This is a genomic window from Streptomyces sp. BK208 (genome assembly GCF_004364245.1).
Taxonomy (GTDB): domain Bacteria; phylum Actinomycetota; class Actinomycetes; order Streptomycetales; family Streptomycetaceae; genus Streptomyces.
On record NZ_SOAV01000003.1, the window covers coordinates 199,515 to 213,921 of the forward strand.

Consider the following 14,407-nt stretch of genomic DNA (forward strand, 5'->3'; position numbering starts at 1 on the left):
TCCCACCCGTCCTCCCGTGCGAGGTGACATGTCGAACACGACGAGAAGCGAAGACCGTCCGCGGCTGCGGTGGCAGGACAGCCTCTGGGGCATCGGTGTGATGGCCCTGGTGGTGGCCGTCGGGGTCAGGCTGCTCATGAACGGCGCGTCGGCGTGGCCGTCGGCTCTGCTGGGCGCGGTCCCGGCCGCCGCCTGGATCGTGTACCTGGTGCGCCGCCGACGGGTGCGCGACGCCCGCGAGGTGGGCACCCGGCCGGACGACGTGCCCGCCATGGAACGGCAGATCCTGGAGGGGGCTCCGGCGCCCCGGGACCCGGAGCGGCGACGGGCCATGGCGGAGCTGGTCGACTCGCGCCAGGAGCGGTTGCGGCGCAACCGCTGGTGGGCGCTCCCGCTGCTGGCGGTCCTCTTCCTCGGCACGGCCGCCCTGGGGTACGCCACCGGGTCGGTCGGCATGGGAAGCCTGATGCTCGTCCTCGGCGTCACGCTCGTGGGCTACCTGGTCTGGCACCAGCGGCGTTTCGACCGGCGTCTGTCCCAGATGCGCGGCCGGTTGCAGGGCTGAGTTCCGGTACGGGCCGTCAGGTCACCAGTCCGTGGCGGAAGGCGAAGACGACCGCCTGGACGCGGTCGCGCAGGTCGAGTTTGGTCAGGATGCGGGACACGAAGGTCTTGACGGTCTCGGGGCTGATCACGAGGGCGGCGGCGATCTCGCTGTTGGACAGCCCTTCCGCGATCAGCCTCAGGACCTCCGTCTCGCGCGGCGTCAGCGGTGTCTCCGGGACGGCGCCCCCGGCCGGGCGGATCCGGGCGGCGTAGCGGCCCACGAGGCGGCGGGTCACGTCGGGGTCGAGCAGCGCCGCGCCCATCGCCACGGTGCGGATGCCGTGCAGCAGCCGGTCCGGGGGCGCGTCCTTGAGCAGGAAGCCGCTGGCGCCGGCGCGCAGCGCCTCGTAGACGTACTCGTCGAGGTTGAACGTGGTGACCACGAGGACCTTGACGGGATGCTCCACCCCGGCGCCGGCCAGCAGGCGGGTGGCTTCGAGGCCGTCGAGCACCGGCATGCGGATGTCCATCACCACGACGTCCGGGCGCAGTCGGCGGGCCAGGTCGACGCCCGTCCGGCCGTCCCCGCACTCGCCGACCACCTCCATGTCGGGCTGGGCGTCGACGATGGTCGCCAGGCCGGTGCGGATCAGTGCCTGGTCGTCGCAGATCACGACCCGGACGGGTGCGCTCATGCCGTGCTCCCCCCGGGGATCCGGGCCCGGACGACGAAGCCGCCGCCCGCCGGACGGTCCGCGCTGAACTCGCCGCCCAGTACGTCGACCCGCTCCCGCAGGCCGGCCAGTCCCCGTCCGCTTCCGCCGGGGGACGCGGCTCCCGTGCCGGAGCCGTCCGTGCCGACCTCCACCGTGATCTCTCTTTCGCCGTGGCGGACCAGCACCGAGGTCCTGGCGCCCCGGTCGTACTTGAGGGCGTTGGTCAGGGCCTCCTGCACGACGCGGTAGGCCACGAGGTCGGAGCTGCCGGTCGCCTCGGCCGGGGTGCCCTCCTCGGTGAACTCCACCGGCTGTCCTGCCCGGCGCGTCTGCTCGACCAGCGTGAGCACGCGGCCCACGGGTGGCGTCCTGGGCTCGGCGGTCCCGTGGTCGGGATCGAGGAGGTCGAGCAGGTGCCGCAGGTCGGTGATGGCGCGGCGGCCGGTGTCGCTGACGGCGGCGAGGCTCTCGTCGAGCCGGTCGGGCACGGCCTTGAGATAGCGGGCGGCCTCGGACTGCACGACCATCGCCGTCACGTGGTGGGTCACCACGTCGTGCAACTCGCGGGCGATGCGGGCGCGTTCGGCGTTGCGGGCGTCCTCGGCGACCCTGCCGCGGCGTTCTGCCTCCGCGGCACGCGCCGAGCGCAGCCACGCGCCGACGCCCCAGGTGAAGGCAAGCACCAGGTAGAACGAGACGAACTCGATCGCGGGTTCGCCCGGGCCGCGCCGGTGGAGCTCGGCCGACAGGGCCGCGAAGGCCAGGGACGCGGTGACCAGGGTGGCGCGCCGGTACGTCTCCAGGTAGGACCCCGCGCTGATCAGTACGACGGGCAGCGCGGCCCCGGCGAAGAGGTGGTAGCCGCGCAGTTGGTCGAGGGCGAAGCCGAGCGAGACCAGGGCGAGGGCGGCGAGCGGCCACCGGCGGCGCAGGGCCAGCGGGAGGGACTGCAGGACGGCCGCCACTGTGGCCAGGGCGTCGCCGGGGCGGGTCGGCAGGCCGCCGACCTCGGTGCCGTGACCGCGCAGCGCGGGCAGCAGCGACGCGGCGAGGAGCAGCACCCCCAACGGGAGGTCCCGGACCGTGACGTCGAGCCGGCGCCACAGCTCCGGTACCCGTCGGCGATCGATCACCGGGGAAGTGTAGCGGCGGCGTCGACGCCCGCGGCACGCCGCCGGGAGCCGAACGGCACGATGTTCCCGCGCCGGTGCGCGAGCCACAGGAACACCAGCGTCAGCAGCACCCCGAAGCCCACCGAGTACACGCTGCCCTCCGGGCCGAAGTCACCGCCGGTGAGCAGCTTCGGACCGGACATCGTGGCGTTGAGCAGGCCCTCGCTGTCACCGTTGCCGGAGACGACGGTGCTGAAGACGCCGCCCGCGGCGAAGTTCCAGCCGAAGTGCACGCCGATCGTCAGCCACAGGCTGCGGGTGGCGGCGTAGGCGGCGGCGAGCATGAATCCGGCCTCGACGGCGATGGCGACGGCGCCCCACAGGGTGGCGTCCTCGTTGAGCAGGTGGGAGAACCCGAACACGAGGCCGGTCAGGCCCAGCGCGAGGTAGGTGCCGATGTGTTCCTCGATGATCCGGAACAGCACCCCGCGGTAGACGACCTCCTCGGTCGCGGCGGCGCCGGCCATGAAGCCGACCAGCCCGATCGCGCCCTGCACCGAGCCCAGTCCTTCGACCTCGTAGTACCCGGAGGACAGGAGGTTGGTGATCACGGCCGAGAACATCCCGGCACCGATCAGAATGCCCCAGCCGGTCCTGGTGAGGGCGCCTTCCAGGGCCACGTCCCGGGCCTGACGGCGCTCGGTGCGCCGCACCACCCACGCGTACACGAACATGATCAGCGCGGCCGCCGTGAGTCCGACGACCAGGGTGAGCCAGTCGTTGTCCTTCACCGCCTGGACGGCCGTCCCGCTGAGGGCGTAAGCCGCCAGCACGGCCAGGAACTGCCAGACAAAACGCACGGTGACTCCTCGGTAGGGCCCGGCACTTCGGCATCCCGGGCTGCTGCACCGGACGCTACGGATCCGGCGGCGGTAGATCGTCACCACACGGTGGACACCTGGCTGTAGCTCGCACGGGGGACACGGGGCGGGCACCCGGCCGGGCGCGTCGTAGCCTCGGGGGCATGACCAGCGACTTCGCCGACGGTGCCGCCGTCTCCTCCTTCACCGGTGCCCTCGCCTCCGGGGGGCTCGTGCTCGACGGCGGGCTGTCCAACCAGCTGGAGGCGGCCGGGCACGACCTGGGGGACGCGCTGTGGTCGGCGCGGCTGCTCGACGAGGACCCCGAAGCGATCGTCTCGGCCCATCTCGCCTACTTCGAGGCGGGTGCGGACGTGGTGATCACCTCCAGCTACCAGGCCACCTTCGAGGGGTTCGCCCGGCGCGGCATCGGCCGGGAGCGGGGCGCCGCGCTGATGGCGGGCAGTGTGGAGTCGGCGCGGGAGGCCGCTCGTCTGGCGCGGGCGGGCCGGCCCGGCCGGCCGCTGTGGGTGGCGGCGTCGGCGGGTCCGTACGGGGCGATGCTCGCGGACGGCTCCGAGTACCGGGGGCGGTACGGCCTGTCCGCCGGTGAGCTGGAGCGCTTCCACCGCCCGCGCCTGGAGGTCCTGGCCGCCGCCCGGCCCGACGTCCTCGCGCTGGAGACGGTCCCGGACGCCGACGAGGCGGCGGCGCTGCTGAGGGCGGTGCGCGGGCTGGGGGTGCCCGCCTGGCTGTCGTACACCGTCGCCGGGGACCGCACCCGGGCCGGCCAGCCGCTGGAGGAGGCCTTCGCCCTGGCCGCCGACGCGGACGAGGTGGTCGCGGTGGGCGTCAACTGCTGTGCACCGCAGGACGTGTCCGGCGCGGTCGCGATCGCCGCCCGGGTGACCGGGAAGCCGGTCGTCGCCTATCCCAACAGCGGGGAGACCTGGGACGCGCGGGCGCGGGCCTGGCGGGGGCGCTCCTCGTTCGCGCCCGGGCTGGTGCGGGAGTGGCGGGCGGCCGGAGCCCGGCTGGTCGGGGGCTGCTGCCGGGTGGGGCCCGACGTGATCAGGTCGATCGCGTCGGCGCCCCCGTCGGTCTGAGCTTCCCGGCCGGTGGCCGTGGGGCCGCCCGTCGTGCCGTCACAGCGAGAGCATCGCCAGGGGTGTGTCCCGGGTGACCTCCTGGACGCGGTCCCGGCCCATGCCGGCCCGTGCGAACCACTGGGCGCTCTGTTCCAGCCAGGGGGTGATGTCCGGCTGGGACGGCTGGCCCAGGTCGGAGCTGTAGACGACCCTCGGCAGGAGTGTCAGGACGTCGGCGAGGTCGGACCAGGGCTGGTAGCCGAGGAGGTGGGTCAGGGCGGTCTGCTCGGTGAAGACCTGTTCCGCACCGACGAGGTCCGCCAGGTCCTTGCAGGTCAGGCCGGTCATGGGATTGGCCGGCTGGTTGAGCATCAGGCGGGGCAGGTCGAGCCTGACGGCCTCGTCGATCAGCAGCCGCACCTCGTGCCCGTCGGCGTGTCCGGTGGAGACGACCACGGGGAGGTCCCGGGCGGCGCGCAGCAGTTCGCGGACGTCGGGGCGGAGCGTGCCGCTGTCGTCGGTGACGGTGAGCGGACGCAGGCCGTGGGCGAGGAGCGGGTGGGAGGGCGTGCGGGCCAGGCGGCTGCGGTGCGTGCGCCCGGTGACGGTGGGCAGATGGACGACCAGCCGCAGGCCGCTGTCCTCGCCGTGCTGGACGACGGCCTGTTCCACCGCCCTCGGATCGAAGCCGCCGGCCAGGTCGTTGAGGACGATCGAGCCGGAGACCGGCAGGCCCTGTTGGCGGGCCTCCCAGGCCTGGGCCGCGGTCGATCCCAGGTGGTTCTTCAGGACCACCCACCCGCCGTGCTCGGCGTAGGCGGCGCCCGCGCCCGTCGCGGTGCGGCGGCGCACGTACGCGTCCGGGCCGCAGTGGTAGTGGACGTCGATGAAGCGGGCGGCCCGCGCCCCGCCGTCAGCGGCCGTCATCGTGGCCTCCGTCCTCCCACGGGCGGGCGTAGCCGAACCGGGCGCGTGCCGCGTCGAGCCGGCTGCCGTCGAGCACGGCGGCGCGGATGCGTGCCTCGGTGCGGTCGACCGCCTCGGCGCGGCGGAGGACTTCCGCGGCCAGTGCGGCGGGGACGCGCAGCGCGCCGTTGTCGTCGGCGACGATCCAGTCGCCGGGGTCGATCGTGGTGCCCCCGACGTCCACGCTCGCCCCCGTCCGGTCCAGGACGACCCGGTTCTTGCCGCTGACCATCGTGACGCCGGTGCTGAAGAGGGGGTAGCCGGCGGCGCGGCTCTCCGCCACGTCGCGCACCGAGCCGTGGACGACCGTGCCGGAGACGCCGCGGTGCCGGGCGACGGTGCTGAGCAGGGAGCCCCAGTTGGTGCAGGTGGTGCTGCCGCCGTTGTCCACGACGACGACGGAGCCGGCCGGTACCTCGTCGATGTAGTCGGCCGCGTTGCGAAAGCCCCGGGCGTCGGGGTCCAGGGGGCGGTAGCGGACGGTGAAGGCCGGACCGCAGGCGACGGTGCCCGGCGTGCGCGGGCGGATGCCCGGCAGTACGCACGGCGGGGCGTGCAGGCTGTCCAGGGCGTCCGAGAGGGCGGCGGTGTCCAGCCGCGCCAGCCTCCGGCGCAGCTCACCGGTGTCGTCGGCGGGGGTGGTGGCGGTGGTCATGCGGGTTCCTTCGGGTACGGGTGGCCGGTGACGTGCCGGGCGAGGGTCCAGGCGGCGTACTGGGCGGCGTACGCGGTGACTTCGGCGCTCCGGTTGGGGACGGTCAGGGTGTGCTCCCGCTCGTCCGCGCCCTCGCCCACGGTGCAGCTCAGGGTGACGGTGCCCGTGTAGGTCGTCGGGTCTCCGCCCTCCCACCGGCCGGAGAGGACGACCCGCAGGGAGCGCGAGCCGTCGCCGGTGTCGCGGGCGCGGGAGAGTTCGGCGGCGAAGCGGCCCGCGGTCAGCCGGTCGTCCACGTCCAGGGCGATGTCGTGCCCGTCCAGCACGGCCGCCAGCTCCTCGACGGCGGTGCGGTCGCGGTCGGTGACGATGTGGCCGGCCAGCGCGGCGTCGAGGCGCCGTGCGAGGTGCCCGGCGTCCCCGGGCGGGCAGGTGACGCGGATGTCGACGTAGGGGTAGTGCCAGCGGTAGGACGCCTTGGCCTGCCCGCCGTTCTCCTTGAGCAGGGAGTCGACCAGGGCCGCGGCGTCCGCCTCGATGACGCCGAGGGTGCGGCGGAAGAGGGTGGTGGTCTCGGGCGGCCGGGGGATGTGGGGCAGGCCGTCGCGCAGCGACTCCTCCAGCATGGGCAGGCATTCGCGCGGCGGGCCGGGGAGCATCAGGACGGTGCTGCCCTGGGTCTCGGCGCGGCAGCCCCAGGCGGTGCCGTCGGGGTTGGGCAGCAGCTCGGCGCCCTCGGCGAACAGCGCCTGGCGGCGGTTGTCGTCGTGGACGGCGACGCCGAAGCGGGTCAGCCGGGCCACGACGGCCTGCCAGGCGTCCTCCCGGTGCTCCAGCGGCCTGCCGAGCGCCCGGGCCACGGCGGCGCGCGTCACGTCGTCGGAGGTGGGGCCGAGTCCGCCCATGACCACGACGACGTCGTCCCGGCCCAGGCAGGAGCGGACCGCGTCGGCGATGCCGGCCTCGTCGTCGCCCACGGTGTGCCGGACGCGCACCGGGATGCCGCGTTCGGCCAGCATGCGGGAGGCGTGGCCCGCGTTGGTGTCCTCCAGGTCGCCGCGCAGGAGTTCGTCGCCCACGGTGACGACGGCGGCGGTGGGGGCGTGCGGCAGCGCACGGCAGGCGTCGAGGAGCGCCTCGGCGGCCTGGGCGGTGGTGGCCGAGCCGCCCAGGTCGTACGTGACCCGGTCGCGCCGCCGGGTGACGTGCCGTACGGCGTCCCTGACCGTGTCCGCCTGCTCGGGGAAGCCGAGGTGGGTGAGCAGGAGCCCGATGGTGAGGAACGCGGCCGCGGGGTTGGCGCGTTGCCGGCCCGCGAGCGCGGGGGCGCTGCCGTGCACCGGTTCGAAGTAGTTGCCCGTCTCGCCGATGTTGGCGCTGGGGGCCAGACCGAGTCCGCCCATGACGCCGCCGCCGAGGTCGGAGAGGATGTCGCCGAACATGTTCTCGGCGACGATCACGCCGAACCGCTCCGGGCGGCGCGTCATCCACAGGGCGACCGCGTCCACGTTGAGCACCTCGTACGGGATCTCCGGGTAGTCGCCGGCGATGCTTTCGAGGCGTTGCAGGACGTAGGCGCTGGAGTCGCGCAGGACGTTGGGCTTGTCGGCGAGGGTGACGCGCCCGTAGCCGTGGGCGCGGGCGGTCTCGAAGGCGAAGCGCAGGATGCGGTCGAGGCCGTGCGCGGTCTGCAGGCGGACGGACGCGGCCGCTCCGGCGCGGCTGGAGCGGCGGACGTTGGGGTGGTCGGCGACCAGCGGCCACAGGGCGTCCGGCACGGGGCTGAAGTCCAGTCCCGCGTACAGGCCCTCGGTGTTCTCCCGCACCACGCAGTAGCGGTACGGGGCGGTGCCGCCCAGGTAGTTCTCCACCGGCCGCAGGTTGGCGAACAGATCGAGGCGGCGGCGGAGTTGGATGATCGGTGAGATGTAGCGCGGGGCGCTCCCGCGCAGTTCGGGGGCGAGTTCCGCCAGTGCCTCGTCGCGCGGCTTGGTGGTGGTGGCGCCGAGCAGCACGGCGTCGCTGCGGCCGATCAGGTCCCAGGTGCGGTCCGGGACGGGGTTGCCCTCGTCGCGCCAGCACTGCCAGCCGATGTCGCCGAACACGAGGTCGACGGGAAGGTCGAGGGCGTCGATCACCGGCAGCGCGGCGTCCAGCACCTCCGGTCCGATTCCGTCGCCGGGGAGGACGGCGACGGTCTTGCGGTTCATGTGAGTTCAGCTCCCAGGAAGCGGGTGAGGGTGTGCCGGACGAGATCCGGCCGGTCGGCGTGCGGGCGCATCCCGGCCCGCGCGACGGCGACGAGACGGTGGTGCGGCAGCGGCCCCGTCGCGAGGTGGGTGCGCCGGACGAGCCGGGACTGGGCGCCGTACACGTGCAGCAGGGGTCCGGGGAAGTCCCGTACGGCGTGCCGGGCGTCGGCGTCGCGCAGCAGGCGCAGGCCGGCCGCCAGCCGTCGGGCCGCCGCCGGTTCGCCGGCGTCCGGGCGGGAGGCGTCCGGCGGGCCGGATCCCGGGTCCGCGGTGCGGGCCGGTCCTTCGGGGCCGCGCACCACCTCTTCGAGCAGGCGGGTGGCCGCCGGCAGGCCCTCGGTCTCGGCCGACGCCGCGATGCGTTCGAGTGCGGTGTTCAGCGCGTGGTCGGCGACGGTGGGCCCGGACAGCAGCAGCACCTTGGCCCGGTGGGTCCACGGCTCGGTGAGCATGCCCTGGACGACGGCGCCGCCCAGGGCGTTGCCGACGAGGACGTCCGGGGCCTCGTCCCGCTCCGGGCGGTGCGCGTCGGCCGTCGTGCCGCGCAGCCGCTCCCGCGGTGCGAGGTACCGGGCCCAGCGGTGCACGAGGCTCTTGAGGTCGTCGCCGTCCCGCAGCAGGGACAGGGTGTCGTGGACGGTGACCCGGTGGCCGGAGTCGAGCAGCGGGCCGGCGATCGGCCGGAAGAACGCGCCGCCGTCCCATCGGGCGAGGACGGGGGCGAGGACGACCGCGTGGCGCGGGGCGTCGGGCCGGCCCAGCACGGCGCGGGCCGGCACGGGCGCCGCGTCGTGCGTGGGCTCGGCCCCTGGTGCGGGCCGCGTCACCGAGCGCCTGTGGCGGTCAGTTCCCGGGCGGCCGAGAAGGCGTCCGAGATGTGGCCCTGCGGGAGCTTGGCGCGCTCCTCGACGGACAGGTCGAAGTGGCCGAGGACCAGGTCGGGCAGGGGCAGGGAGGGCGCGGCCTCGGTGAACTCGCCCTCCATGCGGTGGGCGAGGGCGAGGATCCGTCCCAGGTCGTAGCCGTCGGTGTGCCCGTGCCGGCCGAGGTAGGCGAGCCACTGTTCGGTGACGAGGTTGCCGGGTCCCTTGCCCATGCCGAGGACGGAGGAGTCGATCCAGGTCGCTCCGGCGTCCACGGCGGCGATGGCGTTGGCCAGGGCGAGGCCGAGGTTGTTGTGGGCGTGCAGGCCGATGGCCGCGTCGGTCACCGAGCGGACCAGGGTCACCAGCCGGGAGACCTCGCGCGGCAGCATGCTGCCGTTGGAGTCGGCCAGATAGACGACGTCGGCGCCCGAGTCGCCGGACAGGGCGGCCAGTTCGGCCAGGCGGCGGCCGTCGAGCTGGCTGACGCGGGTGATGTTGACGGTGGTGGTGAATCCGAGGTCGACGGCCTGCGAGAGCAGGGCGAGTCCGGCCTCCGGCGCACCGGAGGGCAGGCAGAACCGCACCATGCGCACGCCCGCCTCGTACATGCGCGGCAGGTCGTCCTCGGTGATGTTCTTCGGGTGCAGGATCATGCACAGGTGCTCCGGCGGGACGGCCTCGGCGAGCGCGCGTATGTAGTCGTCGGCGCCCAGCCCGGTACGGCCGATGCCCGGCCGCGGCTTGAAGGAGCCGTTCCGGTAGCCGATCTCGACCCACTCCATACCGGCCGCGACGCTCTCCCGGGCGTGGTGGCGGGCGTAGTCGAGCGGAAAGTCGAAGTTGTTGCGGTAACCGCCGTCGCGCAGCGTCACGTCAAGATTGACGACCATTTTTACCCCTCCATGAATGGCGCATGCAGCAGGCGGGGCGACGGCCCGCGCGGCTTTCCGCGCGGGCCGACAAAGAATTGGGAAACCGTTCATTCTGTTGCGGGGGGTCCCGATGGACCCGCTCCGCATCACCCCGTTGATGAACCGCGAAGAACTTCGGTATTCAACCAGCGTCACGCTGAAGGAAGTTCTTCGACACGGGACACGCTATCCCACGATGTGGGCATGACTTTAATACCCAGGTAAAGAATTCAGCGGGACAGGTCTTTACCCGCGAACTTCTCGCGCACGCGGGCACTGGTTTCGGCCAGCAGGCCCAGCCGCCCGGGATCCTCGTCCGCCCGCAGGGCGAGGGACATGCGGACGGCGATGGGCTCGCCGTCGAGCGGCAGCACCGCGACGCGGCGCGAGGAGACCGCGCCGGCCGCCGCCGGGTACAGCGGGATCCAGCCGTCCGCGCCCGCGCCGATCTCGGCGAGGGTCTCCTGCAGACCGGTCGAGGGCGGACCGAAGGCCGGCTCGAAGCCCGCCCTGCGGCAGGCGAGGACCACCGTGTCGAAGAGCACGGGGTTCTCGGCGCGGGGGGCGATGCGCAACGGCAGGCGGGCCAGGTCGGCCAGGCTCAGGCGGTCACGCCCGGCCCCCTCGTGCGCGGCGGGCAGGGCCACCACGAGCGGGTCCTGCCAGAGCTTGAGAAACAGCAGGCCAGGGGCGCTTTCGAGGCCGCGGACGAAGGCCGCGTCGAGCCGTCCGGCCCGCACTTCCTCCAGCCGGGTGTGGGCGTCCAGGGTCTGGAACTCGAAGCGGGTCCCCGCGCCCCGGTCGGGCAGCGCGTCCAGGAAGTCGTCGAGCCGCTCCCCGAGCGCCGAGCTGATGCCGACGCGGAAGGTGGCATCGCCCCGGGCGGCGAGCCGCTGCGCCTTGGCGGTGAAGGAGTCCATCGCCTCGAGCACGGCCCGCCCCTCGGGCAGCAGTTCCCGGCCGGCGGGCGTGAGGGTGACAGTGCGGCCGGAGCGGTCGAAGAGCTCGGCGCTCAGCTCGCGCTCCAGGCGGCGGACCTGCTGGCTGACCGCGGGCTGGCCGATATGCAGGCGTTCGGCCGCGCGGCCGAAATGCAGGTCCTCGGCGACGGCGACGAAGTATTGAATCTGACGCAGTTCCACGTGTCCCCCTCTGCGACCGGCGACCCCTTTATGGAATATGCCGAACACAGGCGGGTGGGGGGCGCCGCGAGGGAAATCCTCGCATACCGCCGAGCGGCGCCTCCCCAGGGGAGGGCCGCTCGTGGCGGAGAGGGACACGATGAGTTCTTCGGGTGGCGGTTCGGTGAGGATTTAGCCGACGCGCCGACGGAACCCGTCCTTTTACTCGGCGACGGCCTCCTGGACCTCCCTGGGACGCTCGCCGACGGCGGTCGTGGCTGCGGCGAGGGGCGTGGCCGTCGCCGGGGCCGCTGTGGTCAGGGTCGCCGCGGTGGTCAGGGGTGCGGTGGGCGCCACGGTGACGGTCGCGGTGGCCGCGGCGTCCCCGGCCCGGGTGTCGTCGCCCGCGCGTTCCCGGCCCGCCAGCGACAGGAAGAGGGCGAACAGGACGCCGCCCACCGCCGACGCGGCCAGCACGAACCAGCCCAGTGCGAAGAGGTCACCGGCGGGCAGCCTGCTGGTCAGGAAGATGCCCAGCGAGGCGCCGAGCAGTTGCAGCGCGCCCATCAGCCCGGACGCCGAACCGGCCGTCGTACGGAAGGCCGTCACCCCGGCGCTCATGGACAGCGGCAGCAGGAAGCCGTTGCCGAAGGTCATCACCGGCATGAAGACCAGCACGAGCAGGCCCCACCTCCCGCCCGCGCCGCTCAGCCCGAGAGCCAGCATCAGCAGCGCGCCGGCCAGGAAGAACCCGTGGCCGGTCCAGAGCAGTCGGTCGATGCGGTGCCTGCGGACCAGGGCGCGCGAGGTCAGGTTCCCCGCCACATAGCCGACGGAGACGGTGATGTAGCAGTAGCTGGTGGTCTCCGTGGCCAGGCCCATCTTCTCGAAGACCAGCGGCGAGGCGGCCAGGTAGCCGAAGTAACCGCCGTAGGCGACCGCGAGGTTGGCCGTGTAGGCCCAGAACAGCGGGCGGGTCAGCAGGCGGGGGTAGCCCCTGAGCGTGGCCGCCAGGTGCTTGCTGCGCCGCTGCGGCGGCAGGCTCTCCGGGATGCGCGTGACCATCACGACCAGCGTCGTCAGCCCGATCAGCGCGGTCACCGCGAACGGCGCGCGCCAGGACACGTACGAGGTCAGGTAGCCGCCGATCAAGGGGGCGACGGACGGTGAGACGCCCACGATCGGCATGACCGTGGCGAAGGTCCTGGCCGCCTCCTTCTCCTCGTACAGATCGCTGATCACGGCCCTGCCGAGCACCATGCCCGACCCGGCACCGAGCGCCTGGAGCAGGCGTCCCGCTCCGAAGACCTCGATGGTGGGGGCCGCCGCGCAGACCAGGGAGGCGGCGACGAACAGGCCGAGCCCGAAGACGATGACGCGCTTGCGCCCGTACGCGTCCGAGATCGGTCCGTACACGGCCTGCGAGACGGCTATGCCGATCATGAACGCGCTGAACGTCCACTGCACGGACGCGACCGGGGCCCCGAAGGCCTGTGCGGTGTCCGGCACGCCCGGCAGGTTGATGTCGGACGCGAACAGACCACCGGCGTTCAGCGAGCACAGCACGGCCAGCAGCAGCGCGTAGGACGTCCGCGCGGGCGTCGGTACCGGTGTCGATGCGGTTCTCATGACCACTTCCTGCGGGATGAGGATGCCGTTCCCGGCCGGGAACGAGGGAGGACGGTTCCCGGTGGGAACGGCGGCTGCGGGCCGTCAGCTCCGGGCGGCGCGGGCGGCGAGGGTGTCCCCGCCGATCGACCAGCTGTCGGTGGCGATCTCCTGCACGGTCACCCACACGCTCTCCGGCTTGCTGCCGGTGGCGCCGACGTAGGCGTCGGTCAGGGCGCGCACCAGCTCGCTCTTCTGCTCGGCGGTCTTGCCGGGGGTCTGCTGCACGTGGATCAGGGGCATGACGTGCTCCGGTACTCGTTCTGGACTGCGGACGGGACGGCGTACGCCCCGGCGCCGTGGGCCGGGGAGTCGCGGTGTCCCAAGTCCAGCACCGGGCGCGGGGCCGTCCAAGACGCAGTCCGCTCTCGCCACGATCACGAATCGTGATGAGTTGGCCGGGGCCGACACCCGCCTCCCCGGGGACCGGCCGCGCTTCGGGCCGGCCGCGCCTCGGTCCGGCCGCTCGTCGGACCGGCCGCTCGTCGGACCGGCCGCTCGTCGGACCGGCCGTCCTCAGGCCCGCTGCAGTTCCTCGGCGGCGCGCCAGGCGTGGTCGGCGAAGCGGGCGGCCTGGGGGTGGGCGCCGTGCGAGGGATAGGTGAGGTAGGCGGGCACGGCGGGTGCGCCGGTCAGCGGCATGATCCGCACGGAGGGGTGGGTGTAGCGGCGGGCGGCGGAGACCGGTGCGGTGCCCACACCGAGGCCCACGGCGACCTGCTCCAGCCATTCGTCGAAGTTGCGGCACTCGGAACCGACCACGGGCCGGCTGCCGGCGGGCCACATCTCGGGGAAGGTGGTCCCGCTGACGGTGTTGACGATCAGCGGCAGCCCGGCCAGCTCCGCCCAGTCGAGTTCGCTGCGCTCGGCCAGCTTCCAGCCGGCGGGGACGGCCGCGCTGCGCGACTCCTCGTAGAGCAGGACTCCGCGCAGCCCCTTGGGCGGCGTGCTGCGCAGCAGGGCCACGTCCGCCCGGCCGGTGTCGAGTCCGGCCTGGGGGGTGTCGCAGCGGATGAACTCGACCCCGGTGCCGGTCGTCTCCGTGAACCGGGCGGCGAGCCGGGACAGGCCCTCGGGCAGTCCCCAGCTGAACCCGACCCGCAGGGTGTCCCCGTTGCGCAGGTCCGTCAGCGCGGAATCCAGTTGCCGCAGGAGCGGGACGACCGCGTCGCGCAGGGCCTCTCCTTTGCCGGTCAGTTCCGTTCTGCGCGTGGTGCGCTCGAACAGCCGCACGCCCAAAGAGTCCTCAAGTGCCCTGATATTGCGCGTCAGGGTCGGCTGGGCGAGGTGCAACCGGTGCGCGGCCGCCGTGAACCCGCCTTCCTCGGCAACGGCCAGGAAGCAGCGGAGGTGGCGCAGTTCGACATTCATTCGCTGAGCGTATAGGTGGTTCGGTAACGTCATTTCTCCCTCACCTTGCGCGGCGCCTAGTCTTCGTGGTGCCGCCGGGCGGACCGTGCGTTCGACGGCAACGGGGTTACTGTGCCGGGAAATTGACGCGCACCGTCAATCGGCGTGGCGCAAAGATCGGCCAAAGGCCGAGCAAAGACGCCGCGTCCGGACCGTCCGGTGGACGCGACACCCGCCGCCCCGCGATTGTCATTCCCTCGACTTTTCCTGACGCCCTGCCGGCGCATTGCCGGGCA

General features: G+C 73.4%; 14 protein-coding genes. 2 read left to right on the forward strand and 12 right to left on the reverse strand.

The genetic code is table 11. The annotated features are described in order from the left end of the window. Positions 1 to 28 precede the first annotated feature (28 nt). Entirely contained in the window at positions 29 to 565 is a 537-nt protein-coding gene (locus EV562_RS09300; RefSeq protein WP_243860008.1) for a hypothetical protein, read from the forward strand. Positions 566 to 581: 16 nt separating this feature from the next. Here EV562_RS09300 and EV562_RS09305 read toward each other — a convergent pair whose 3' ends face one another. The 3 genes from EV562_RS09305 to EV562_RS09315 are packed head-to-tail and all read right to left on the reverse strand — an operon-like array spanning position 582 to position 3,234. Further along, positions 582 to 1,241 (reverse strand): response regulator transcription factor, encoded by a 660-nt coding sequence (locus tag EV562_RS09305; RefSeq protein ID WP_133886235.1) that lies wholly within the window; start codon positions 1,239 to 1,241, stop codon positions 582 to 584. Beyond that, positions 1,238 to 2,395: a histidine kinase gene (locus EV562_RS09310; RefSeq protein ID WP_133886236.1), complete on the reverse strand. Its 1,158-nt coding sequence runs from the start codon at positions 2,393 to 2,395 to the stop codon at positions 1,238 to 1,240. The genes EV562_RS09305 and EV562_RS09310 overlap by 4 nt, the downstream gene beginning before the upstream one ends. Then, positions 2,392 to 3,234 carry a type II CAAX endopeptidase family protein gene (locus EV562_RS09315; RefSeq protein ID WP_166661686.1) on the reverse strand — a complete coding sequence of 281 codons (843 nt, stop codon included), beginning with the start codon at positions 3,232 to 3,234 and terminating at the stop codon, positions 2,392 to 2,394. Before EV562_RS09315 ends, EV562_RS09310 begins: the two co-directional genes overlap by 4 nt. A 164-nt stretch (positions 3,235 to 3,398) precedes the next feature. Here EV562_RS09315 and mmuM point away from each other — a divergent pair, with 164 nt between their 5' ends. Further along, on the forward strand, positions 3,399 to 4,340 hold the full coding sequence (gene mmuM / locus EV562_RS09320) for a homocysteine S-methyltransferase (RefSeq protein WP_133886237.1): 942 nt from the start codon (positions 3,399 to 3,401) through the stop codon (positions 4,338 to 4,340). A 39-nt stretch (positions 4,341 to 4,379) separates the two neighbouring features. Here the strand turns inward: mmuM and EV562_RS09325 are convergent, their stop codons facing one another. The 9 genes from EV562_RS09325 to EV562_RS09365 form a co-directional block, all read right to left on the reverse strand. After that, complete coding sequence (locus EV562_RS09325; RefSeq protein ID WP_133886238.1) at positions 4,380 to 5,249, reverse strand: DUF6282 family protein; 870 nt, start codon at positions 5,247 to 5,249, stop codon at positions 4,380 to 4,382. After that, positions 5,236 to 5,943, reverse strand: a complete 708-nt coding sequence (locus tag EV562_RS09330) for an RraA family protein (RefSeq protein WP_133886239.1) — start codon at positions 5,941 to 5,943, stop codon at positions 5,236 to 5,238. Before EV562_RS09330 ends, EV562_RS09325 begins: the two co-directional genes overlap by 14 nt. Beyond that, positions 5,940 to 8,153 (reverse strand): isocitrate/isopropylmalate family dehydrogenase, encoded by a 2,214-nt coding sequence (locus tag EV562_RS09335; RefSeq protein ID WP_133886240.1) that lies wholly within the window; start codon positions 8,151 to 8,153, stop codon positions 5,940 to 5,942. Before EV562_RS09335 ends, EV562_RS09330 begins: the two co-directional genes overlap by 4 nt. Then, positions 8,150 to 9,022 (reverse strand): alpha/beta hydrolase, encoded by an 873-nt coding sequence (locus EV562_RS09340; RefSeq protein WP_133886241.1) that lies wholly within the window; start codon positions 9,020 to 9,022, stop codon positions 8,150 to 8,152. Before EV562_RS09340 ends, EV562_RS09335 begins: the two co-directional genes overlap by 4 nt. Then, positions 9,019 to 9,951, reverse strand: coding sequence for a 3-hydroxy-3-methylglutaryl-CoA lyase (locus EV562_RS09345; RefSeq protein WP_166661687.1), 933 nt, complete (start codon positions 9,949 to 9,951; stop codon positions 9,019 to 9,021). Before EV562_RS09345 ends, EV562_RS09340 begins: the two co-directional genes overlap by 4 nt. Positions 9,952 to 10,202: 251 nt before the next feature. Further along, entirely contained in the window at positions 10,203 to 11,114 is a 912-nt protein-coding gene (locus EV562_RS09350) for a LysR family transcriptional regulator (RefSeq protein ID WP_133886243.1), read from the reverse strand. A gap of 201 nt (positions 11,115 to 11,315) precedes the next feature. Continuing rightward, positions 11,316 to 12,722 carry a multidrug effflux MFS transporter gene (locus tag EV562_RS09355; RefSeq protein WP_133886244.1) on the reverse strand — a complete coding sequence of 469 codons (1,407 nt, stop codon included), beginning with the start codon at positions 12,720 to 12,722 and terminating at the stop codon, positions 11,316 to 11,318. A gap of 84 nt (positions 12,723 to 12,806) precedes the next feature. Then, positions 12,807 to 13,004 carry a tautomerase family protein gene (locus EV562_RS09360; RefSeq protein WP_133886245.1) on the reverse strand — a complete coding sequence of 66 codons (198 nt, stop codon included), beginning with the start codon at positions 13,002 to 13,004 and terminating at the stop codon, positions 12,807 to 12,809. Between the two features lie 273 nt (positions 13,005 to 13,277). Next, positions 13,278 to 14,132, reverse strand: coding sequence for a LysR family transcriptional regulator (locus EV562_RS09365; RefSeq protein ID WP_243860009.1), 855 nt, complete (start codon positions 14,130 to 14,132; stop codon positions 13,278 to 13,280). Positions 14,133 to 14,407: the final 275 nt, after the last annotated feature.

Coding starts and splice junctions, on each gene's coding strand:
- EV562_RS09330 (WP_133886239.1), bottom strand. CDS start 5,943: ATGACCACCGCCACCACCCCCGCCGACGACACCGGTGAGCTGCGCCGG.
- mmuM (WP_133886237.1), top strand. CDS start 3,399: ATGACCAGCGACTTCGCCGACGGTGCCGCCGTCTCCTCCTTCACCGGT.
- EV562_RS09335 (WP_133886240.1), bottom strand. CDS start 8,153: ATGAACCGCAAGACCGTCGCCGTCCTCCCCGGCGACGGAATCGGACCG.
- EV562_RS09345 (WP_166661687.1), bottom strand. CDS start 9,951: ATGGTCGTCAATCTTGACGTGACGCTGCGCGACGGCGGTTACCGCAAC.
- EV562_RS09305 (WP_133886235.1), bottom strand. CDS start 1,241: ATGAGCGCACCCGTCCGGGTCGTGATCTGCGACGACCAGGCACTGATC.
- EV562_RS09360 (WP_133886245.1), bottom strand. CDS start 13,004: ATGCCCCTGATCCACGTGCAGCAGACCCCCGGCAAGACCGCCGAGCAG.
- EV562_RS09365 (WP_243860009.1), bottom strand. CDS start 14,132: ATGAATGTCGAACTGCGCCACCTCCGCTGCTTCCTGGCCGTTGCCGAG.
- EV562_RS09300 (WP_243860008.1), top strand. CDS start 29: ATGTCGAACACGACGAGAAGCGAAGACCGTCCGCGGCTGCGGTGGCAG.
- EV562_RS09355 (WP_133886244.1), bottom strand. CDS start 12,722: ATGAGAACCGCATCGACACCGGTACCGACGCCCGCGCGGACGTCCTAC.
- EV562_RS09325 (WP_133886238.1), bottom strand. CDS start 5,249: ATGACGGCCGCTGACGGCGGGGCGCGGGCCGCCCGCTTCATCGACGTC.